This is a genomic window from Pseudomonas sp. GM74 (assembly GCF_000282455.1).
Lineage (GTDB): Bacteria > Pseudomonadota > Gammaproteobacteria > Pseudomonadales > Pseudomonadaceae > Aquipseudomonas.
This window is the reverse complement of record NZ_AKJG01000041.1, coordinates 56,906-77,534: the sequence shown is the minus strand read 5'-3', so window position 1 is coordinate 77,534 and position 20,629 is coordinate 56,906. Positions and strand designations below refer to the sequence as shown.

At 61.5% G+C, this 20,629-nt stretch carries 19 protein-coding genes and 1 pseudogene; 11 read left to right on the top strand and 9 right to left on the bottom strand.

Features of this window, described 5'->3' with window-relative positions:
* The first annotated feature begins 92 nt into the window (after positions 1 to 92).
* The 11 genes and pseudogenes from ubiE (at position 93) to PMI34_RS29685 (ending at position 8,307) form a co-directional block, all read left to right on the top strand.
* Entirely contained in the window at positions 93 to 863 is a 771-nt protein-coding gene (gene ubiE / locus PMI34_RS20775) for a bifunctional demethylmenaquinone methyltransferase/2-methoxy-6-polyprenyl-1,4-benzoquinol methylase UbiE (RefSeq protein WP_008005057.1), read from the top strand.
* Positions 863 to 1,486: a ubiquinone biosynthesis accessory factor UbiJ gene (locus tag PMI34_RS20780; RefSeq protein ID WP_008047823.1), complete on the top strand. Its 624-nt coding sequence runs from the start codon at positions 863 to 865 to the stop codon at positions 1,484 to 1,486. Before ubiE ends, PMI34_RS20780 begins: the two co-directional genes overlap by 1 nt.
* Entirely contained in the window at positions 1,483 to 3,087 is a 1,605-nt protein-coding gene (gene ubiB / locus PMI34_RS20785; RefSeq protein ID WP_008047822.1) for a ubiquinone biosynthesis regulatory protein kinase UbiB, read from the top strand. Before PMI34_RS20780 ends, ubiB begins: the two co-directional genes overlap by 4 nt.
* Positions 3,088 to 3,168: 81 nt before the next feature.
* On the top strand, positions 3,169 to 3,570 hold the full coding sequence (hisI, locus tag PMI34_RS20790) for a phosphoribosyl-AMP cyclohydrolase (protein WP_007989281.1): 402 nt from the start codon (positions 3,169 to 3,171) through the stop codon (positions 3,568 to 3,570).
* Positions 3,563 to 3,895: a phosphoribosyl-ATP diphosphatase gene (locus tag PMI34_RS20795; protein ID WP_008047820.1), complete on the top strand. Its 333-nt coding sequence runs from the start codon at positions 3,563 to 3,565 to the stop codon at positions 3,893 to 3,895. The genes hisI and PMI34_RS20795 overlap by 8 nt, the downstream gene beginning before the upstream one ends.
* Positions 3,896 to 3,920: 25 nt before the next feature.
* Positions 3,921 to 4,193, top strand: coding sequence for a twin-arginine translocase TatA/TatE family subunit (locus PMI34_RS20800; protein WP_007989280.1), 273 nt, complete (start codon positions 3,921 to 3,923; stop codon positions 4,191 to 4,193).
* A 10-nt stretch (positions 4,194 to 4,203) separates the two neighbouring features.
* Positions 4,204 to 4,653 (top strand): Sec-independent protein translocase protein TatB, encoded by a 450-nt coding sequence (gene tatB / locus PMI34_RS27910; protein WP_008047818.1) that lies wholly within the window; start codon positions 4,204 to 4,206, stop codon positions 4,651 to 4,653.
* Positions 4,650 to 5,444, top strand: coding sequence for a twin-arginine translocase subunit TatC (gene tatC, locus PMI34_RS20805; protein WP_007989278.1), 795 nt, complete (start codon positions 4,650 to 4,652; stop codon positions 5,442 to 5,444). The genes tatB and tatC overlap by 4 nt, the downstream gene beginning before the upstream one ends.
* Complete coding sequence (locus PMI34_RS20810) at positions 5,441 to 6,148, top strand: 16S rRNA (uracil(1498)-N(3))-methyltransferase (RefSeq protein ID WP_008047816.1); 708 nt, start codon at positions 5,441 to 5,443, stop codon at positions 6,146 to 6,148. Before tatC ends, PMI34_RS20810 begins: the two co-directional genes overlap by 4 nt.
* A gap of 149 nt (positions 6,149 to 6,297) precedes the next feature.
* A pseudogene (locus PMI34_RS29690) lies at positions 6,298 to 7,452 on the top strand (methyl-accepting chemotaxis protein); the annotation flags it as partial.
* A complete protein-coding gene (locus PMI34_RS29685) occupies positions 7,435 to 8,307 on the top strand; it encodes a methyl-accepting chemotaxis protein (RefSeq protein ID WP_443216120.1) in 873 nt (290 codons plus the stop codon). The pseudogene PMI34_RS29690 and the gene PMI34_RS29685, both read left to right, overlap by 18 nt.
* Before the next feature lie 227 nt (positions 8,308 to 8,534).
* Here PMI34_RS29685 and mdoH read toward each other — a convergent pair whose 3' ends face one another.
* From mdoH to PMI34_RS20860, 9 genes are all read right to left on the bottom strand, one after another.
* Positions 8,535 to 11,105: a glucans biosynthesis glucosyltransferase MdoH gene (gene mdoH / locus PMI34_RS20820; protein WP_032829468.1), complete on the bottom strand. Its 2,571-nt coding sequence runs from the start codon at positions 11,103 to 11,105 to the stop codon at positions 8,535 to 8,537.
* Entirely contained in the window at positions 11,098 to 12,912 is a 1,815-nt protein-coding gene (locus tag PMI34_RS20825; RefSeq protein WP_008047810.1) for a glucan biosynthesis protein G, read from the bottom strand. Before PMI34_RS20825 ends, mdoH begins: the two co-directional genes overlap by 8 nt.
* A gap of 321 nt (positions 12,913 to 13,233) precedes the next feature.
* The gene (gene dtd, locus PMI34_RS20830; RefSeq protein WP_008047807.1) at positions 13,234 to 13,671 is read right to left on the bottom strand and encodes a D-aminoacyl-tRNA deacylase; all 438 of its coding nucleotides are present in this window, start codon (positions 13,669 to 13,671) and stop codon (positions 13,234 to 13,236) included.
* Positions 13,668 to 14,639, bottom strand: coding sequence for a prolyl aminopeptidase (pip, locus tag PMI34_RS20835; protein ID WP_008047805.1), 972 nt, complete (start codon positions 14,637 to 14,639; stop codon positions 13,668 to 13,670). The genes dtd and pip overlap by 4 nt, the downstream gene beginning before the upstream one ends.
* 104 nt (positions 14,640 to 14,743) lie before the next feature.
* Positions 14,744 to 15,649: an alpha/beta hydrolase gene (locus PMI34_RS20840; protein WP_008047803.1), complete on the bottom strand. Its 906-nt coding sequence runs from the start codon at positions 15,647 to 15,649 to the stop codon at positions 14,744 to 14,746.
* A 177-nt stretch (positions 15,650 to 15,826) separates the two neighbouring features.
* On the bottom strand, positions 15,827 to 16,783 hold the full coding sequence (locus tag PMI34_RS20845) for a choline ABC transporter substrate-binding protein (protein ID WP_008047801.1): 957 nt from the start codon (positions 16,781 to 16,783) through the stop codon (positions 15,827 to 15,829).
* A 266-nt stretch (positions 16,784 to 17,049) separates the two neighbouring features.
* On the bottom strand, positions 17,050 to 17,853 hold the full coding sequence (gene hutG / locus PMI34_RS20850) for an N-formylglutamate deformylase (RefSeq protein ID WP_008047799.1): 804 nt from the start codon (positions 17,851 to 17,853) through the stop codon (positions 17,050 to 17,052).
* 10 nt (positions 17,854 to 17,863) lie between these two features.
* Positions 17,864 to 19,069: an imidazolonepropionase gene (hutI, locus tag PMI34_RS20855; RefSeq protein WP_008047798.1), complete on the bottom strand. Its 1,206-nt coding sequence runs from the start codon at positions 19,067 to 19,069 to the stop codon at positions 17,864 to 17,866.
* 17 nt (positions 19,070 to 19,086) lie between these two features.
* The gene (locus PMI34_RS20860; RefSeq protein ID WP_008047796.1) at positions 19,087 to 20,493 is read right to left on the bottom strand and encodes an amino acid permease; all 1,407 of its coding nucleotides are present in this window, start codon (positions 20,491 to 20,493) and stop codon (positions 19,087 to 19,089) included.
* Positions 20,494 to 20,629: the final 136 nt, after the last annotated feature.

Below are 20,629 nucleotides of genomic sequence, written 5' to 3'. Positions count from 1 at the left end.
CCCGATGGTTGCCCATCTTACCTTCAGCCTTGCCAAGACAAAGCATGCCTTGGGGATTAGAATGTCGCGCATTCTCTTTTGGTGACAGCGATATGACTGATCAGCGCAAAGGCAGCGATGCCGAACCCACCACTCACTTCGGCTTCAAAAACGTTCCGGAAAGCCAGAAAGCGGAAAAAGTCGCTGAGGTTTTCCACTCGGTAGCCGCCAAGTACGACCTGATGAACGACCTTCTGTCGGGCGGCATGCACCGCCTGTGGAAGCGTTTTGCGATCGAACTGTCGGGCGTGCGCACCGGTAACCGCGTGCTGGACATCGCCGGCGGTACTGGTGACCTGACCCGCAAGTTCTCGCATCTGGTAGGCCCGACCGGCCAGGTCGTGTTGGCCGACATCAACGAATCCATGCTCAAGGTCGGTCGTGACCGCCTGCTGGACCTCGGTGTGTCCGGCAACGTCGAATTCGTCCAGGCCGACGCGGAAAAACTGCCGTTCCCGGACAACCATTTCGACTGCGTGACCATCGCCTTCGGCTTGCGCAACGTAACCCACAAGGAAGACGCCCTGCGCTCGATGCTGCGCGTGCTCAAGCCTGGCGGCCGCTTGTTGGTGCTGGAGTTCTCCAAGCCGACCAACGCGCTGATGTCCAAGGCCTACGACGCCTACTCGTTCGCCTTCATGCCGCTGATGGGCAAGCTGATCACCAACGACTCGGAAAGCTATCGCTACCTGGCCGAATCGATCCGTATGCACCCGAACCAGGAAACCCTGAAGTCGATGATGGTAGAGGCCGGTTTCGACCGCGTGACCTATCACAACATGACCGCAGGCATCGTTGCCCTGCACCGCGGCATCAAGCCCTGATGCTGCTCGCCGGCCTGCTCGCCAGCGTTGAACTCGGCCTGAACCGGGTGCTGCGTCTCGACAGCACGGCGCTGCCGCGACTGGCGCACTTGACCGGCAAAGTGATTGCCGTCGATTGCCGCAGCCCGGCGCTGCAACTGTTCATCCTGCCCAGCGACGAAGGCCTGATGCTCGCCTCCCAGTGGGAAACCGGCGCCGACTGCACCTTGCGTGCACCGGCCTCGAGCCTGCTGAAACTGGCCATGAGCAAGGACAAGACCTCCGTTCTGCATGCTCCTGAAGTCGAACTCGACGGTGACAGCGGCGTGCTGCTGGAACTGGCGGCGATCCTCCAGGACCTGGAGCTGGACTGGGAGTACGAACTCTCGCGCTGGCTGGGCCCGGTGGCCACGCAACTGGTCGGCGGTCACCTGCGCAGCCGCGCCCGCTGGTATCGGCAAGGCTTTGCCAGCCTGGGCCAGAACCTGGGTGAATACCTGGCCGAAGAATCGCGCACCCTTGTCGGTCAGCGCGAAGCCGAAGCCCGATTCAGTGAACTGGACCAGATCAAGCTCGATCTGGAACGTCTCGAGGCGCGTTTCGAGCGCCTTTCCCGATCCCTCGACCCAAGCGATAACGCATGAAGCTGCTTGCCGTCCGCCGTTTGTTGCGCATCCAGCGCGTCGTGATCCGCTACCGCCTCGATGACCTGCTGTTCGCCCTGCCACTGCCCTGGTTCTTGCGGGCACTGCGTTATGCCTTGCCATGGCGCTGGTTCCCGCGCAAGACCCTGGATCTGAGCCGTGGCGCGCGCCTGCGCCTGGCGTTGCAGGACCTGGGGCCGATTTTCATCAAGTTCGGGCAGATCCTGTCCACTCGCCGCGACCTGCTGCCCGAAGACATCGCCGATGAACTGATGAAACTGCAGGACCGCGTTCCGCCGTTCGACTCGCAAGTGTCGGTGAAGCTGATCGAAGAACAGCTGGGCAAAAAAATCAGCGAAGTGTTCAGCCGTTTCGACGTCGAACCGCTGGCCTCGGCCTCGGTGGCGCAGGTGCATGCCGCGCAACTGAAAACCGGCGAAGAAGTGGTGGTCAAGGTGATCCGCCCGGGCCTCAAACCGGTGATCGCCCAGGACCTGGCGTGGCTGTTCATCCTCGCCCGCGCCGCCGAAAAACTCTCGGCCGATGCGCGCCTGCTGCACCCGGTGGACGTGGTCAGCGATTACGAAAAAACCATCTACGACGAACTTGACCTGTTGCGCGAGGCGGCCAACGCCAGTCAGTTGAAGCGCAACTTCGACGGCTCGCCGCTGCTGTACGTACCGCAAGTCTATTGGGACTGGTGCCGGCCGAAAGTGTTGGTGATGGAGCGCATCTACGGCATTCAGGTCACCGATCTGGCGACCCTGGCCGACCAGCGCACCGACATGAAAATGCTCGCCGAGCGTGGCGTGGAGATTTTCTTCACCCAGGTGTTCCGCGACAGCTTCTTCCACGCCGACATGCACCCCGGCAACATTTTCGTCAGCACCGTGAGTCCGTGGAGCCCGCAGTACATTGCGATCGACTGCGGCATCGTCGGCAGCCTGACCCCGGAAGACCAGGATTACCTGGCGCGCAACCTGTTCGCCTTCTTCAAGCGCGATTACCGTCGCGTGGCGCAGTTGCACATCGATTCGGGCTGGGTCCCGGCGGAAACCAAACTCAACGAATTCGAAGCTGCGATCCGTACCGTGTGCGAGCCGATCTTCGAAAAACCGTTAAAAGATATTTCCTTCGGCCAGGTGCTGATGCGCCTGTTCCAGACCGCGCGTCGCTTCAACATGGAAGTGCAGCCACAGCTGGTTCTGCTGCAAAAAACCCTGTTGAACATCGAAGGCCTGGGCCGTCAGCTGTACCCGGATCTCGATCTGTGGAACACCGCGCAACCATTCCTCGAGCGCTGGATGCGTGAGCGGGTCAGTCCCAAAGCCCTGCTCGGCAACGTGCACAGCCAGTTTGAACAGATTCCGCACCTGGCCAACATGGCCCGCGACCTGCTCGAACGCATGTCCCAACCCCACGCACTCAACCCGCCGCCATCGTGGCACCGACGCCGTGATGACTGGTTCCTGCGCCTGCTCGGCACGGCCCATCTGGCCGGTGGCGCCGTTCTTGCCGCGGGCGGACCGCTGAATCAGTTGGCCTATTGGCCAGCAGGAATCATGATGGCGGTCGGTTTGTATCTGGTCGTGCGCCGATAGCCAGTTGTGTGAACGACTGGCACACTGTTTGAACGCCTGAGCTCGACTATTGAAGTGTGGAGCTCGCTGTCGGAGTCGAAGATGAAAAACTGGCTGGACGAGATCAAGTGGGACGCTGACGGCCTGGTGCCGGCCATCGCCCAGGATCACAAGACCGGGCGCGTCCTGATGATGGCCTGGATGAACCGCGAAGCACTGGAATTGACCGCTGCCGAGAACCGCGCCATTTACTGGTCTCGGTCCCGTGGCAAGCTGTGGCGCAAGGGCGAAGAGTCCGGCCATGTACAGACCCTGCACGAGATGCGCCTGGACTGTGACGCCGACGTCATCATCCTGATGGTCGAGCAGATCGGCGACATCGCCTGCCATACCGGCCGCCAGAGCTGCTTCTACCGCGTCTATGAGAACGGCGACTGGACAACTGTCGACCCGGTCCTGAAAGATCCGCACGCCATCTATTCCGCAGGGCACAAACATGAGTGACACTCTCACCCGCCTCGCCGAGGTACTCGAAGAGCGCAAAGGCGCCGCCGCCGACAGTTCGTACGTCGCCAGCCTGTACCACAAGGGCTTGAACAAGATTCTGGAAAAAGTCGGCGAAGAGTCGGTCGAGACCATCATTGCCGCCAAGGACGCCGCCATCAGCGGCGACTGCAGCGATGTGATCTACGAAACCGCCGATCTGTGGTTCCACAGCATGGTCATGCTCGCCCAATTGGGGCAGCATCCACAGGCTGTACTCGATGAACTGGACCGTCGTTTCGGTCTCTCCGGACACGCCGAGAAAGCCTCGCGCCCGTCCGCCTGAATAACTATTAGAGAGGAGCAGCAGCATGGGCATTTTTGACTGGAAACACTGGATCGTCATCCTGGTTGTCGTGGTACTGGTGTTCGGCACCAAGAAACTGAAAAACCTCGGCACTGATGTCGGCGAATCGATCAAGGGCTTCAAGAAAGCCATGAACGACGACGAAAAACCGGCCGACCCGAATGCGACCCCGGCCCAACCGGTTCCACCGGTGCAGCCCCAGGCCTCTGTGAACCAGCCGCACACCATCGACGTGCAGGCACAGAAAGTCGAAGAGCCGATCCGCAAAGACGTGTGAGCGCAGACTAATGTTTGGTATCAGCTTCTCTGAACTGCTGCTCGTCGGCCTCGTCGCCCTGCTGGTGCTGGGCCCCGAGCGCTTGCCGGGCGCTGCGCGCACCGCCGGCCTGTGGGTCGGGCGCCTGAAGCGCAGCTTCAACGCGATAAAACAGGAAGTTGAACGTGAAATCGGTGCCGACGAAATTCGTCGGCAACTGCACAACGAACACATCCTGTCGCTTGAGCAGGAGGCGCGAAAAATCTTCACGCCGACCCAGCAGGAGCCGACACCGGTGGAGCATGTGGGTGCCCAGACGATTCATGCGCCTGCCCCCGCTGCCGCGACAACGCCTGCTGTTGCGGCTGTCGAGCCTGCGCCGATTGTTGCTGCAACCACTCCGGTTGAACCCGTTACACCTGCGGCTGCGCCCGTTGCGCCGGCCCCTCATGACCCAACACTGCCGCCGCGAGCCCCATGAGCGATCTCCCAGAAAACGACCAGCACATGCCGCTGGTTTCGCACCTCACCGAGTTGCGTACCCGCCTGCTGCGCTGCGTAGCGGCGATCTTCATCATCTTTGCCGGGCTGTTCGCCTTCACCCAGCAGATCTACACCTTCGTCTCCACGCCGCTGCGCGCGTACCTGCCCGCCGGCGCGACGATGATTGCCACCGACGTGTCGTCGCCGTTCCTGACGCCACTGAAGCTGACGATGATGGTCTCGCTGTTCCTGGCCATCCCGGTGATCCTGCACCAGATCTGGGGTTTCATCGCCCCGGGCCTGTACAAGCATGAAAAGCGCATCGCCGTGCCTTTGCTGGTCTCCAGCATCTTTCTGTTCTACGCCGGCATGGCATTCGCCTATTTCCTGGTGTTCCCGCTGATCTTCAAGTTCTTCGCCTCCGCCACCCCGGCCGGCGTGGAAATGATGACCGACATCACCAGCTACCTCGATTTCGTCATGACGCTGTTCTTTGCCTTTGGCGTGGCGTTCGAAATCCCGGTGGCCGTGGTGCTTCTGGTGTGGATCGGCGTGGTCGACGTCAAATACCTGAAGAAGATCCGCCCGTACGTGATCATCGGCTGCTTCGTGGTCGGCATGATCCTGACGCCGCCGGATATTTTCTCGCAGACCCTGCTGGCCGTGCCGATGTGGCTGTTGTTCGAGATCGGCATCCTGTTTGGCAGCCTGATCAGCAAGCGTGGCGAGCATCCGGACGACCAACCGGCTGACGACCATAACGACCAGCCGCCAGCGACCCAAGCGTGAACCTGCTGCTCCTGGAAGAGGCCGATTTCATTGCGGCCGACCGCGCGGTCCTGCGTGATCGCCGCTTGACCCACATGCAGGAAGTCCACCGCTGCGAAGTCGGTGACAGCATGCGCGTCGGGCGGATCGGCGGCTTGATGGGCTCGGCTGAAGTGCTGCGCCTGGACGCCGACGAAGCGGAATTGCGCGTCACCCTCGACCAGCCACCACCGGCCAAGCTGCCATTGACCCTGGTATTGGCCCTGCCACGCCCCAAGATGCTGCGTAGGGTGTTCCAGACGGTGGCGGCCATGGGTGTGCCGCGTATCGTGCTGGTCAACAGCTATCGCGTCGAGAAGAGCTTCTGGCAGACCCCGTTCCTGGAGCCAGAGGCGATTCGCGAGCAGTTGATCCTCGGCCTCGAACAGGCCCGGGACAGCGTGCTGCCGGAAGTCGTGATCGAAAAGCGCTTCAAGCCCTTCGTCGAAGACCGTCTGCCCGCGATCACCGAAGGCACCCTCGGCCTGGTGGGGCATCCGGGCAATTACCCGCCCTGCCCTCGTGCCCTCAGCGAACCGGTGACCCTGGCCATCGGCCCCGAAGGTGGCTGGATTCCCTACGAGATCGACCTGCTGGGCAAGTCCGGCCTGCAACCGGTGCAACTGGGCGAGCGCATCTTGCGCGTTGAAACCGCCGTGACCGCGTTGCTGGCACGACTTTTCTAACTACGCATAGCCCGTAGCAGCTGGCGAAGCCTGCGTTCGGCTGCGAAGCAGTCGCAAAACCCGGCACCTCAGTCATTCTGGTTGACCGAGTACAGCGTATAGACGACTGCTGCGCAGTCGAACGCCGGCTTCGCCAGCTGCTACATGTGATGACCGCAAGCCGACTATCCGCCCCTACAGAACCCCACCCATCTGCCGATACATCCCCCATAAAACCAAATTGCGGTCCAGGGAGTTTCAGCATGTACCAATGGCTAGCCGAGAATCTGGGAAACGTCAGCGTCAAACGCAAGCTGGGGATCGGCTTCGGCCTGGTGCTGTTACTCACCCTGCTGATCACCTTTACCGGCTGGAGCGGCCTGAGCGACGTGACCAGCCGTGGCGATAAACTGGGGTTCATCGCCAGTCTCAACGACCTGACCAAGGACTTGCGCATTGCACGCCTGGAATACGAGATGCGTCGCGGCGAACAAGGTCCGGGTGCCGTCAACGATCTGCTGGGCAAGCTCGAAAGCGGCCTGCAGACCGCCCGCGGCCTGATCGAGCAACCGGCTGACACAGCCATGGTCGATCAACAACTGGCCGCTGTCGCCGAATACCGTCGCGCCTTCAACGATATGACCCAGGCCGGCGCCCAGCGTGAAGACGCGCGCAGCAAACTCGGCGCCACCGCCGACAACGCCGTGGCCCGCGTCGCCGAAGTGGAAAAATCCATGCTGCAAAGTGACAGCGTGGCGGCGTTCAACAGCGTCATCGACCTGAGCAAACTGATCCAGCAGGCGCGCTTCCAGGTTCGCGGCTACACCTACAGCGGCAAGAGCGAAGCCGAACAGCCAGCCCTCGACGCGATCGACAACGCCCTGAAGAACCTCGAGAGCCTGCCGGCCAAACTGCCTGAAGAACACATCGCCAACCTGCAACAGGCAACTGACTCGCTGAAGGCCTATCGCGCCGCCGTCCGCCAGTTCCGCGACTCCCAGGTGGCCAGCGCCAAGGCCCTGGCACGCATGTCCGCCCAAGGCGAAACCCTGTTGGACATGAGCCAGAAACTCACCGTCTCGCAAACCGTCGTGCGTGACACCGACGCCGCCCACGCCAAGAACATGCTGACACTCGCTACCGTGCTGGCCATCGCCTTCGGCCTGCTGGCTGCCTGGGCGATCACCCGGCAGATCATCATTCCGCTGAACCAGACCCTGGTCGTGGCCCAGCGCGTTGCCAGCGGCGACCTGACCCATAACCTGACGTCGCAGCGCCGCGACGAACTCGGCCAGTTGCAGCGTGCCATGCAAAGCATGACCCAAGGCCTTCGCGAGCTGATCGGCGGCATCAGCGATGGCGTCACGCAGATCGCCAGTGCCGCCGAAGAGTTGTCTGCAGTCACCGAGCAGACCAGCGCCGGGGTCAACAGCCAGAAGGTCGAGACCGATCAGGTCGCCACCGCCATGAACGAAATGGCCGCCACCGTGCAGGAAGTTGCGCGCAACGCCGAAGAAGCTTCCGAAGCCGCCGTCGCCGCCGACCAGCAGGCACGCGAGGGCGATAAAGTGGTCGGTGAAGCCATCGCCCAGATCGAGCGCCTGGCCAAGGAAGTCGGCCACTCCACCGAGGCCATGGGCGAACTCAAGCGTGAAAGCGACAAGATCGGCAGCGTACTCGACGTCATCAAATCCGTTGCACAGCAAACCAACCTGCTGGCCCTCAACGCCGCCATCGAAGCCGCCCGCGCCGGTGAAGCCGGACGTGGTTTTGCCGTGGTCGCCGACGAAGTCCGCAGCCTGGCCCAGCGCACCCAGAAGTCCACCGAAGAGATCGAAGAGCTGATCGTCGGCCTGCAAAACGGCACCCGGCAAGTGGCGACCATCATGGACAACAGCCGCACCCTGACCGACAGCAGCGTCGAACTGACCCGCCGCGCCGGTGGCTCACTGGAAAGCATTACCCGCACGGTGTCGGCGATCCAGGCGATGAACCAGCAGATCGCCGCGGCTGCCGAGCAGCAAAGTGCTGTGGCGGAGGAGATCAACCGTAGCGTGCTGAACGTGCGGGATGTGTCGGACCAGACTTCGGCGGCCAGTGAAGAGACCGCAGCCTCCAGCGTTGAACTGGCGCGGTTGGGGACGCATTTGCAGATGCTGGTGGGCAAGTTCAGGGTCTGAGGTGATCCGCATGCCTCGGTTTACTCAGGACCGAGGTGATGCCTTCGCGGGCAAGCCCGCTCCCACAGGTATTTTCGGTGTTCACACAATGTGTGCCTCACCTTGAACCCTGTGGGAGCGGGCTTGCCCGCGAAAGCGATCGACCAGACGCTGCCGTTACAGCATCTTCTGCAAGCTCAAGAACAAACTTCAAGCCATAAAAAAACCCGCTTTCGCGGGTTTTTTTATCATGCCAACTGAGGCTGTTCGCTCATCGGCTTGAGCGGCAGCAACGGTGCATGGGGATCGGCCTTCACCGACTTGCGCCAGGCACCCAGCCACTCTGGGTGACCTTCGTTCCAGACCTGCTCGTGCAAGCGAGCCAATGCCACCGGGTCGCTCAACAGTTGCACACGCTCGTTGTTGGTCAGGCCTTCAGGTCCAACCTTCATCGCGTGTCGCACCCGCTCGATCCGCAACCACTCAATCGGCTCGGCCTGATTGTGCCGGGAAGTCGCCAGCGAGCACGCCAGGGCGTTCTGCTGTGGATCGACCACCGAACGGACGAAGCCGTCGTTCAGCGCGTGCCAGCGGTTTTCGTGGGTGTACTGGTCGGTTGCCAGCAAGGCCTGCGGCGGATTGTATTCCTCAGGGATCAGGAACAGGCTCTCGTCGCGGGATTTGAGGCCAAGGCCGACGCGGCTGGAGATCACCGAGACGGGAATCGACAGCATCAACGAACCGACGATCGGCACCAGCCACCACAGGAAGCTCGGGTTCAGCCAGATCACCAGCATGGCCCAGAAGAAGCCCAGCAGGGTTTGCGGGCCGTGGCGCTTGACCGCTTCGCTCCACGGCGTGGAGTCGTCGTCACGTTGCGGCGAGTTCCAGGTCGCGGCCCAACCGAGGAACGCGGCGAGGACGAAACGGGTGTGGAAGATCATCCGCACCGGCGCCAGCAGCATGGAGAACAGCATCTCCAGCAACATCGACAGGGTCACCTTGAACTTGCCGCCGAACTCTTTCGCGCCCTTGGCCCAGATCAGGATGATGCTCAGCAGCTTCGGCAGGAACAGCAGCACGATGGTGGTCGAGAACAGCGCAATCGCCTTGTCCGGGTGCCATTGAGGCCACAACGGATAGAGCTGACGCGGCTCGAGGAAGTACTGCGGCTCCATCAGCGTGTTGACCGCCAGCAGCGCGGTCGACAGCACCAGGAAGAAGAACCACAACGGTGCCGACAGATAGGACATCACGCCGGTCAGGAACACCGCGCGGTGCACCGGGTGCATGCCCTTGACCAGGAACAGGCGGAAGTTCATCAGGTTACCGTGGCACCAGCGACGGTCACGCTTGAGTTCGTCCAGCAGGTTTGGCGGCAGTTCTTCATAGCTGCCTGGCAAGTCGTAGGCAATCCACACGCCCCAGCCTGCACGGCGCATCAACGCGGCTTCAACGAAGTCGTGGGACAGGATCGAGCCGGAGAACGCGCCTTTACCCGGCAACGGCGCCAAGGCGCAGTGGTCGATGAACGGCTTCATGCGGATGATTGCGTTGTGGCCCCAGTAGTGCGATTCGCCCAGTTGCCAGAAGTGCAGGCCGGCGGTGAACAGCGGGCCATACACGCGAGTGGCGAACTGCTGCATGCGCGCATACAAGGTGTCCATGCCCGACGCCCGCGGCGCGGTCTGGATGATCCCGGCGTCCGGCGTGGCTTCCATCAGGCGTACCAGACTGGTCAGGCACTCACCGCTCATCACGGAGTCGGCGTCGAGTACGACCATGTACTTGTAGTCACCGCCCCAGCGACGACAGAAGTCGTCGAGGTTGCCGCTTTTACGCTTAACGCGACGGCGACGACGGCGATAGAAGATCTTGCCAAAGCCCCCGGCCTCACGACAGACGTCCAGCCAGGCCTGTTGCTCGGCGACACAGATATCGGCGTCGTTACTGTCACTGAGGACGAAGAAGTCGAAGCGGTCCAGGTCACCCGTGGCCGCCACCGACTCGAAGGTCGCCCGCAGGCCGGCGAATACCCGCGGCACGTCTTCGTTGCAGATCGGCATCACCAGGGCGGTGCGCGCTTCCTTCGGAATCGGCTCGTTGCCGGCACTTTTACCGGAGATACGGTATTTATCGTGGCCGGTCAGCAATTCGAGGAAGCCCATCAGCGCGGTCCAGAAACCGGCCGACACCCAGCAGAACAAAATCCCGAACAGGATCAGGATGCTGGTCTGCAATGCGTACGGCAGCACTTGCGTGGCGGTTTGCAGCAGCGGTTGGTGCAGCACTTCGTTGAGGTCGACGAACGACCAGCCCTGGTACGGCATGATGCCTTTCATGTACCAGCCGGCGACGATGGTCTGGCCGAGCATCAGCAACAACAGAATGTAGCGACGGATCGAACCCACGGTACGCCAGCGCGCGGCCGGCAATACACGTTCGTCCTTCGGCGGCTTCGGCGGGTTGGTACGACCGGTCATCCGGCGCCAGCCGCGCACCAGAATATTGGTGCGCCACGGCTCCGGCACGACCTTGGTCCGCCGGATCGGCGGGGTCGCCTTGAGGCAGACCCGGCCGTTGGTGTCGAGCACCAGCATTTCCGCGTCCTGCAGCTCTTCGGCAGTGCTCAGGGTCAGGCGTTTGCCCACCGAAGCCTGGGCGGCTTCGGTCGGGGCGTCGAACGTCGACGATGACAGGCGTTCATGCAATTCGCTGAAGGACTGGCAGCCCGCGAGTTCCGCGCGCTGCTCGTCGGTCATCGGCAGATGCGCCAGATACTCGGAAAGAGTTTCTGGCCGTACTTGTGAGTTACTCATCGGCAGGCAACTGATAGCTCCAGGTCTCGGTCAGGACTTCTTCAGTCGGGGCCGATTCCGGTGTGGCTGGGGCCGCGTCGGCAGCGGCAGGCTGCTTGGCGTCTTTATTGGCCTTGTCCTTGGCATCTGCAACAGGCTTGGCTTCGGCCTGCTTGGCCTCCGCTTGCCTGGCTTCCTTGTCCGCTTTCTCTTGTTGCTTGGCGGCAACCTTGTCGGCCTTGGCAACCGACGAGTTCGACGACGGAATCGAAGTCTTGGCCAGGTCCGCCGGCACGATGTTCTGCACCAGTGCGGCACGCATCTCGGTGGATTTGCTCGGATCCTTGATCTTCATCCGCAAGGTCAGGCGCCAGCCCTTGGTTTCAGGGTTGAAGCGCACGCTATTTTCCACCAGTTCGGCGTTGTCGCCGACGCTGACCTGGCTGCGAACGTCCGCATCGGCCGGCAATGCAGCCAGGGACGGGCCTTCGAAATCCACCAGGTAGGCAACGCTGCCGTCCGGCTGACGAATCAGGTTGGACTGTTTGACGTCACCGGTGGAACGCAGGGTCTGTTTGACCCAGGCGCTGTCCGGCGCGTGAATCGAGGCTTCATCCATGGTCCAGTGCATACGATAAGCGACATCGAGCGGCTGGCCAGGTTCCGGCAATTTTTCCGGGTTCCAGAAGGCAACGATGTTGTCGTTGGTTTCGTCGGCGGTCGGAATCTCGACCAGGTCGACGGTGCCCTTGCCCCAGTCACCCTTCGGCTCGATCCAGGCGCTTGGGCGCTTGTCGTAGCGGTCGTCGAGGTCTTCATAGTGGCTGAAATCGCGGCCACGTTGCAGCAGACCGAAGCCGCGCGGGTTTTCCACGCTGAAGTTGCTCACGGCCAGGTGTTTCGGATTGTTCAGCGGACGCCAGATCCACTCGCCGTTGCCGGCATGGATCGCCAGGCCGCTGGAGTCGTGCAGTTCGCGACGGTAGTTCAGTACTTTCGACGGCTGGTTGGCGCCGAACAGGAACATGCTGGTCAACGGGGCGATACCCAGCTTGCCGACCTTGTCACGCAGGAACATCTGCGCCTTGACGTCGACGATGGTGTCGCTGCCCGGACGCAGGGTCAGGCGATAGGCGCCGGTGGCACGAGGAGAGTCCAGCAGGGCGAAGATCACCAGGTGCTTGTCGCCTGGCTTGGGCTGCTGAATCCAGAATTCGCGAAAACGCGGGAATTCTTCGCCGGACGGCAAGGCGGTATCAAGCGCCATGCCGCGAGCGGACAAACCATAGACGTGACCCTTGCCGACGACGCGGAAGTAGCTCGCGCCGAGCATGGTCATGATTTCGTCTTGCTTGTCGGCCTTGTTGATCGGGTACAGCACACGGAAACCGGCATAACCCAGTTGTTCGGTGGCCTTGGGATCGAACTGCATGTCGCCGAAGTCGAAACGACTCGGATCGTATTTGATCTCTTCGACGGTGTTCGCGGTGATTTCGTTGATTTTCACCGGCGTATCGAAATGCATGCCCTGGTGATAGAAGGACAGCTTGAACGGCGTCTTCTGATCAGCCCACTCGGCTTTTTCCGTCAGAAAACGAATTTTCTGATAGTCCGCGAATTTCATGTCGCGGAACTCGTTCGGCAGGTTACTGCGCGGCGCTTCGTATTTCTGCGCGGCCAGCTCTTTTGCCTTGGCCGATACATCATCCAGACTGAATGCCCAAAGCTGACCGGCGCTGAGCAGGCAGAGCAGTGCAGAGCCCGCTACCAGGGCGCTGCGTAACCGTTTGGCAGACAATTTTGGTGCGTTACAGGGACTAACAATCACGAGCAACCCTCGCCGAAAACAGATCAAAAAACCAACGGCCAGTTAAAGGGCCTGCACGGTGTACGGCATGAAAAAACCGCCCTTGCAAACCACTCTTGCCAAGTTGGCGAGCATTGTTCCGACTCCGCTGGGGCGAAATGATTCCCCAATCGGATCCGGACAAGTCTCTACCTAAGTCAAAATGGACCAACGAACGCTGATCCCCGTAGCGCGGGATTATCTAGTAGGCCGCGTTACAACGCATCAGGGGTAACAAAGTATTTATCGCGAAAAAACCCTGTTTTCAGTCGAAATGAGCGTAAAAACTTGTTTCAAACGCTTTCAGGTCTGTAACAGGAAGGTTACCGGGCCATCATTGACCAGGTGCACCTGCATATCCGCGCCGAATCTACCTGATGCCACAGTGCCATGCACCTGTTTCGCTTTGCTTAATAGATAGTCGAACAACTCCTCGCCCAGCGCCGGAGGAGCCGCAGTCGAGAAACCCGGACGCAGCCCGCTTTTGGTATCGGCAGCCAGGGTGAACTGAGAGACCAGCAGCAGCCCGCCGCCCACATCCGCCAAGGACAGATTCATCTTGCCCTCAGCGTCACTGAATACCCGATAGTTAAGCAGTTTATTAAGAAGTTTGTCGGCGCTGGCCCGCGTATCGTCGGGCTCAACGGCTACCAGGACCAGCAATCCCTGATCGACGGCGCCCACGATCTCGCCCGCGACTTCGACTCGCGCGCCGCGCACCCGTTGCAGCAGGCCCTTCATGCTTCTTCAGGCGGCAGGTCGAGCAGACGCCGGGCCATCTGATTGGCTGCGCGGACCAGCGCGTCGGTGATGCCCGGCTCGGAAGCGGCATGTCCGGCATCGCGGATGACCTGCAGTTCGCTGTTCGGCCAGGCCTGATGCAATTCCCAGGCGTTATCCAGCGGGCAGATCACGTCATAGCGACCATGGATGATCACGCCGGGCAAATGGGCGATCTTGCCCATGTCGCGGATCAGCTGGTTCTGCTCCAGGAAGGCGTGGTTGCTGAAGTAGTGGCATTCGATGCGGGCAATCGACAACGCACGTTGTGGCTCGGAGAAACGGTCGACTACCAGCGGGTTGGGACGCAGGGTCGCGGTGCGTCCCTCCCAGGTGGACCAGGCCTTGGCCGCGTGCATCTGGGCTATCTGGTCGTTGCCGACCAGCCGCTTGTGGAACGCGGTGAGCAAGTCGTCGCGCTCGTCCAGCGGGATCGGCGCGATGTAGTCCTGCCAGTAATCGGGGAACAGACGGCTGGCGCCGGCCTGGTAGAACCATTCGATTTCCTGCGGACGGCAGAGAAAGATCCCACGCAGGATCAGGCCATGTACCCGCTCAGGATGGGTTTGCGCGTAGGCCAGCGCCAGGGTCGACCCCCAGGAGCCGCCAAACAGCACCCATTTGTCGATGCCCAGGTGCTGGCGAATCCGCTCGAGGTCGGCGACCAGATCCCAGGTGGTGTTGTTTTCCAGACTGGCATGGGGCGTGGAGCGACCACAGCCGCGCTGGTCGAAGGTAACAATGCGATACAGGTTGGGATCGAAGAAGCAACGACTCTGGGCATCACATCCGGCACCGGGGCCGCCGTGGATGAACACTACCGGCAAACCTTCCGGTGAACCGCTTTCGTCGACGTACAGGGTGTGGGTCGCATCGACGGCCAGATCGTGCCGGGCGTAGGGTTTGATCTGCGGGTACAAAGTCTGCATTGCGCACTCCGTAAGGGGTCGAGGTCATCCCTGGGGGGACTTCTATTATTCTGCCGTCCGGCATCATAAACCCGATTTACGTCAATGAGCATGCCTGCGCGAAGTCAGAGTTTTCCCGCAAGATAACCAAACAAGGTTTCGTACAGCGCATCGACCTCGGCCACCTGCCCGCGGGCCCGCAAACAGCCATGGACCAGGCCCTCGCCGACATACAGAGTCGCTGCCACGCCCGCAGCGTTCATTCGCTCGGCATACCGCACGCCGTCATCACGCAACGGGTCGAATTGCGCCACGGCGATCAATGCCGGTGGCAGTCCGCTGAAATCCGTGGCGAGCAATGGCATGGCGTAGGCAGTCGGATGGCGGGTGCCCCGCAGGTAAAGGGCGTGATAGCAATCGACGTCACTGCTGCTGAGTAACGGCGCGTCGACGCACTCACTGCGCGATGGCAGCCGGTGATCGCCGCCCAACCCCGGATAGATCAGAACCTGCGCGCACGGCAACGGCTCGCCGGCATCGCGCAGTGCCAGGCACAACGCTGCCGCGAGGTTGCCACCGGCACTGTCACCGGCCACCAGCATGCGCTCCGGATCGAGTTGAAACGGCCCGGTGCGCAGCGCCCGCCAGACCTTCAGGCAATCATCGAACGCGGCGGGGAACGGATGCTCCGGTGCCCGGCGATAATCGACGGCGATCACCAGCACACCGAGTGTCGATGCCAATTCGGCACAGATGAAATCGTGGGAGTCCAGGTCCCCCACCACCCAGCCGCCGCCATGCAGGTAAACGATGCACGATGCTCCACTGGCCGGTGGCTGATAGGAGCGGACAGCAACGCCGGACAACTCGAAATCGACCACATACAACCCGACGGGACGTGCCGGAGTAAACGCCCGGCACATCTCGCTGTAGGCCAGGCGCAATCCGGCGAGGCTGCTGTCGGTACTGTTGAAACTGACGGTTTTCTCGACGAATGCCGTCATCTGCTCGGAAAGCGGGTAAGGAGCCATGAGCCTGGTGTCAGCCTTTTCAGAGGTACATGGGAAGACCAGGTTCCTGTGGGAGCGGCGGTGCGGCGACCCGACTTGCTCGCGAAGAGGCCAGCACATTCAACCTCTATGTCGACTGTCCATCCGCCTTCGCGAGCAAGTCGGGTCGCCGCACCGCCGCTCCCACAGGTATGGATGTCAGTTTTTCAGGCTGGCCTGAACGGTTGCCACGCCATCCTTGCCATCGAAACTACTGACACCCGCCAGCCAGCGCTGCAAGTCCTCGGGATGGTCACGCAGCCATTTTTTCGCGACATCCTGAGCCGTTTGGCGCTCCATGATCGGTACCATCAACTGGCTTTCCTGGGCGGCGGTGAACGTCAGGTTTTCCAGCAGCCGATTGACGTTCGGGCAACGCTGGGCGTAATCCGGCGCGGTTACGGTGGAAACGGTCGCGGCGCCTTCATTCGGCCCATACACGTCTTCGCTGCCGGTCAGATAGTCGATCTTCATGTTGATGTTCATCGGGTGCGGGGTCCAGCCGACGAACACCACGAACTCCTTGCGATTCACGGCGCGCTGTACGGCCGCAAGCATGCCGGCTTCACCGGACTCGATCAGTTTGAAATCCTTCAGGCCGAAGTGATTGGTCTCGATCATGGTCTTGATGGTGGTATTGGCGCCGCTGCCCGGCTCGATGCCGTAGATCTTGCCACCCAGCTGGTCCTTGAACCTGGCGATGTCGGCGAAGGTTTTCAGGCCCGCCGCCGCCACATAGTCAGGGGCTGCGAGAGTAGCCTGGGCGTCGGCCAGGCTAGGTTTGTCCATGACCTTGACCTGATTGGCCGCCACGAAGGGAGCGATGTTTTTATCCATCGCCGGTTTCCAGTAACCGAGGAAGATGTCCAGGCGCTTGTCGCGGATGCCGGCGAAGATGATCTGCTGCACGGCGCTGGTTTGCTTGCTTTCATAGCCCAGACCATTGAGCAGCACATCGGCCATGCCACTGGTGGCGATCACGTCGGTCCAGTTGACCACGCCCATGCGCACGGTTTTGCAGGAGGCGTCGTCCGCGGCCATGGCGCCGGCGCTCAACAGAGCGGTACCGCAGAAGATTGAGAGACAGCGGGTGAACAGACCTTTGGGGCTTGTCATAGAGAGCATTCTCGTGCGGCAGCGGATTATTGTCGGGGCGGTGTCTTTGTGCACCGTGGCCAGAACATTACGCAGCAGACGAGCGGTAAAAGCGAACTGTGGCGACCGTGTTTTGCACGGTGGCGACTGTCCCGACGCGCTTTCAGGATAAACACATACCTGTGGGAGCGGGCTTGCTCGCGATGGCGGTGGATCAGTCGACATAGATGTAACAGACAGACCGCTATCGCGAGCAAGCTCGCTCCCACAGGGTTATATACCAAGCATTAAGCTTTGTAGTGCTTCTCGCCCCAGGCCAGCAACCCTTGCAGCAACTCCTTGAGCACCACCCGCGTCGGTTCCGCCAGGTCCGGGCGATAACGGAACGGCTCGAACTCTTCCATGTAGGTGCACTGCCCCAGCTCCAGTTGCACCGCGTGGATGTTCTCGGCCGGATTGCCGTAATGGCGGGTGATGTGCCCGCCCTTGAAGCGTCCGTTGAGTACATGGGTGTAATTGTCGTGAAGCGCGCAGATCGCTTCCAGCCGGGTCGCAAGCTGTGGATCGCAACTGGCGCCATTGAAGGTGCCGAGGTTGAAGTCCGGCAGCTTGCCGTCGAACAGGTGCGGGATGATCGAGCGGATCGAGTGCGCATCGAACAGCAGCGCGTAGCCGAACTCGGCTTTCATCCGCGCCAGCTCCTGCTGCAAGGTGCTGTGGTACGGCGTCCAGATCTGCTCCAGATAGGTCGCGCGCTCTTCTTTCGAAGGCTCCAGCCCCTCGCGGAACAACGGCACGCCGTCGAACAACGTAGCCGGGTACAGGCCGGTGGTCGCGCCCACGTACAACGGCTTGTCGTCGGATGGCCGGTTCAGGTCAATGACGAACCGTGAGTACTCGGCGGCCAGGGTGCTGGCGCCCAGTTCGGCAGCGAAGTCGTAAAGCTGCGGGATGTGCCAGTCGGTGTCCGGCAGGCTTTTCGCGTCAGGGATCAACCCGGCTTCGACTGCCGGGGTCAGGCGCACGCCGGCGTGAGGCATGCTGATCAGCAGCGGTACGCGGCCTTGTTTGAAGTTCAGAACCTTATCCACAACAGATCTCCTACAGACTTGATTCGACGCCGTGGCGCACGACGCGTTTTTCCAGGTCGCCGCCCAGCCAGTAACACAGGTCGGCCGGACGATCGATTTGCCAGGCGACGAAATCCGCAACCTTGCCGACCTCCAGCGAGCCATGGGTGTCGGCCATGCCCAGCGCGGTGGCGGCATGAATCGTCGCGCCGGCCAGGGCTTCTTCCGGGGTCATGCGGAAGCAGGTGCAGGCCATGTTCAGCATCAGGCGCAACGACAGCGCCGGCGAGGTACCTGGGTTGAGGTCGCTGGCGATGGCGATTTTCACACCGTGCTTGCGCAGGGCTTCCATCGGCGGCAATTGGGTTTCGCGCAGGAAGTAAAAGGCGCCGGGCAACAGCACCGCGACCGTGCCGGACTTGGCCATGGCGATAGCGTCGTCTTCGGTCATGAATTCCAGGTGATCGGCGGACAACGCGTGGTAACGCGCCGCCAGGCTCGAGCCGTGCAGCGACGACAATTGCTCGGCATGCAGCTTCACTGGCAAGCCCAATTCCTGGGCGGTGATGAACACCCGCTCGACCTGCGCCGGGGAGAACGCCAGGTACTCGCAGAACGCGTCCACCGCGTCGACCAGCCCTTCGGCGGCCAGGGCCGGGAGCATGTCGGCACAGATGTGATCGATGTAGTCGTCGGCGCGATCGGCGTATTCCGGCGGCAAGGCATGAGCCGCCAGGCAGGTGCTGCGCACGCTGACCGGCAGTTCGGCGCCGAGGCGACGAGCCACACGCAGCATCTTGCGCTCGTTGGCCAGGTCCAGGCCGTAGCCGGACTTGATTTCGATGCTGGTGACGCCATCGCGCATCAGGCTTTTCAGGCGCTTGGCGGCACTGGCGAACAACTCGTCTTCGCTGGCTGCGCGGGTGGCGCGCACGGTGCTGGCGATGCCGCCGCCGCTGGCGGCGATTTCCGCATAGCTGACACCTTGCAGGCGCTGTTCGAATTCACCGCTGCGGTTACCGCCGAACACCGTGTGAGTGTGGCAGTCGATCAGGCCCGGCGTGACCCAGGCCCCGTTCAAATCATTGACGGCCGGGTACTCGCCCGCCGGCAACTCACTGCGCGGGCCGATCCACTCAATGTGCGCTCCTGACGTCACGATGGCCGCGTCCTCGATGATCGAGTAGACGCCTTGTGCCATGGTTGCGACGTGACAGTGTTGCCAGAGAGTTTTCATCCGTGGCCTCCATTAGGTTATCGATGAGAAAAAGTAGGATCCTGCGTCACCAGGGCTGCCTGACCCGCCGCCGGTTTCACCCACGTCAGGTAAGCCAGTACCAGCAACACGATCCAGACCACGCCGACAATCAGCGCTGCCTGGGTGTCCGGGAAATAGCCGAGCACGCCGAAAATGAACAGCATGAAGGCAATCGCCGCCGCCGGCGCATAAGGCCAGAGCGGTACCGGGAATTTCAGTTGCGCAACCTGCTCGGCGCTCATGGACCGGCGCATGGCCACTTGGGTCACCAGAATCATCAGCCAGACCCACACCGTGGCAAAGGTCGCGATGGAAGCGATCAACAGGAACACGTTTTCCGGGATCAGGTAGTTCAGCAACACGCCCAGCAACAGCGCGGCACTCATCACCACCACCGTCATCCATGGCACGCCATTGCGCGACAGGCGGGCGAAGCCCTTGGGTGCATGCCCTTGCTGGGCCAGACCGAACATCATGCGGCCAGCGCCGAAGATGTCACTGTTGATCGCCGAAATCGCCGCCGTGATCACCACGATATTGAGGATGGTGGCCGCCGAGCCGATCCCCAGCTTGTCGAAAATCTGCACGAACGGGCTGCCCTGGCTACCGATCTGCTGCCATGGAAAGATCGACATCAGCACCAGCATCGTCAGCACGTAGAACAACAGGATCCGCAACGGTACGGCATTGATCGCCCGGGGCAGCACGTGCTGCGGGTCCTTGGCTTCACCTGCCGTTACGCCGATGATTTCAATACCGCCAAACGCAAACATCACCACCGCGAACGAAGCGATCAGACCGCCCATGCCATTGGGCATGAAGCCGCCGTGGTTCCAGAGGTTGCTGATGTCGGTCGCCTGGCCGGGGGCCGAGCTGATGCCGAACCACATGATGCCGAAACCACCCAGGATCATCGCGACGATGGCCGCAACCTTGAGCAGCGACAGCCAGAACTCCATTTCACCGAAGACTTTGACGTTGCACAGGTTCAGGCCGCCGACAATGGAAACGACGCCCAGCACCCAGATCCAGCGGGAAACCTCCGGGAACCAGAAGCCCATGTAGATACCGAATGCCGTGACGTCGGCCATGCCGACGATGACCATTTCGAATGCGTAGGTCCAACCGAGGACGAAGCCCGCCATTGGCCCCAGGTAGGTGCTGGCGTACTGGCCGAAAGAGCCGGTCACCGGGTTGTGCACCGCCATCTCACCGAGGGCGCGCATGACCATGAACACCGCCGCGCCACCGATCAGGTAAGCGAGCAGTACCGCAGGCCCGGCCATTTGAATGGCCGAGGCGGATCCATAAAACAGCCCGGTGCCGATCGCCGACCCCAGCGCCATGAAGCGAATATGTCGGGCAGAAAGCCCGCGTTTCAAACCTTTTTCTGGCTGTTGCATTTCTCGTCCCTAATTATTGTTATTCGACGCTAAATCGAATCGCCTCCTGTAGGAGCTGTCGAGTGCAACGAGGCTGCGATCTTTTAAAAAACAAGATCAAAAGATCGCAGCCTGCGGCAGCTCCTACATTGGAACC

What these genes read in the sequence shown, in the direction of transcription:
- hisI (WP_007989281.1), top strand. Translation starts at nt 3,169, where the DNA reads ATGAAAAACTGGCTGGACGAGATCAAGTGGGACGCTGACGGCCTGGTG.
- pip (WP_008047805.1), bottom strand. Translation starts at nt 14,639, where the DNA reads ATGCAGACTTTGTACCCGCAGATCAAACCCTACGCCCGGCACGATCTG.
- PMI34_RS20840 (WP_008047803.1), bottom strand. Translation starts at nt 15,649, where the DNA reads ATGGCTCCTTACCCGCTTTCCGAGCAGATGACGGCATTCGTCGAGAAA.
- PMI34_RS20860 (WP_008047796.1), bottom strand. Translation starts at nt 20,493, where the DNA reads ATGCAACAGCCAGAAAAAGGTTTGAAACGCGGGCTTTCTGCCCGACAT.
- ubiB (WP_008047822.1), top strand. Translation starts at nt 1,483, where the DNA reads ATGAAGCTGCTTGCCGTCCGCCGTTTGTTGCGCATCCAGCGCGTCGTG.
- tatC (WP_007989278.1), top strand. Translation starts at nt 4,650, where the DNA reads ATGAGCGATCTCCCAGAAAACGACCAGCACATGCCGCTGGTTTCGCAC.
- PMI34_RS20800 (WP_007989280.1), top strand. Translation starts at nt 3,921, where the DNA reads ATGGGCATTTTTGACTGGAAACACTGGATCGTCATCCTGGTTGTCGTG.
- PMI34_RS29685 (WP_443216120.1), top strand. Translation starts at nt 7,435, where the DNA reads ATGCAAAGCATGACCCAAGGCCTTCGCGAGCTGATCGGCGGCATCAGC.
- tatB (WP_008047818.1), top strand. Translation starts at nt 4,204, where the DNA reads ATGTTTGGTATCAGCTTCTCTGAACTGCTGCTCGTCGGCCTCGTCGCC.
- hutI (WP_008047798.1), bottom strand. Translation starts at nt 19,069, where the DNA reads ATGAAAACTCTCTGGCAACACTGTCACGTCGCAACCATGGCACAAGGC.
- PMI34_RS20795 (WP_008047820.1), top strand. Translation starts at nt 3,563, where the DNA reads ATGAGTGACACTCTCACCCGCCTCGCCGAGGTACTCGAAGAGCGCAAA.
- PMI34_RS20780 (WP_008047823.1), top strand. Translation starts at nt 863, where the DNA reads ATGCTGCTCGCCGGCCTGCTCGCCAGCGTTGAACTCGGCCTGAACCGG.
- PMI34_RS20845 (WP_008047801.1), bottom strand. Translation starts at nt 16,783, where the DNA reads ATGACAAGCCCCAAAGGTCTGTTCACCCGCTGTCTCTCAATCTTCTGC.
- dtd (WP_008047807.1), bottom strand. Translation starts at nt 13,671, where the DNA reads ATGAAGGGCCTGCTGCAACGGGTGCGCGGCGCGCGAGTCGAAGTCGCG.
- ubiE (WP_008005057.1), top strand. Translation starts at nt 93, where the DNA reads ATGACTGATCAGCGCAAAGGCAGCGATGCCGAACCCACCACTCACTTC.
- mdoH (WP_032829468.1), bottom strand. Translation starts at nt 11,105, where the DNA reads ATGAGTAACTCACAAGTACGGCCAGAAACTCTTTCCGAGTATCTGGCG.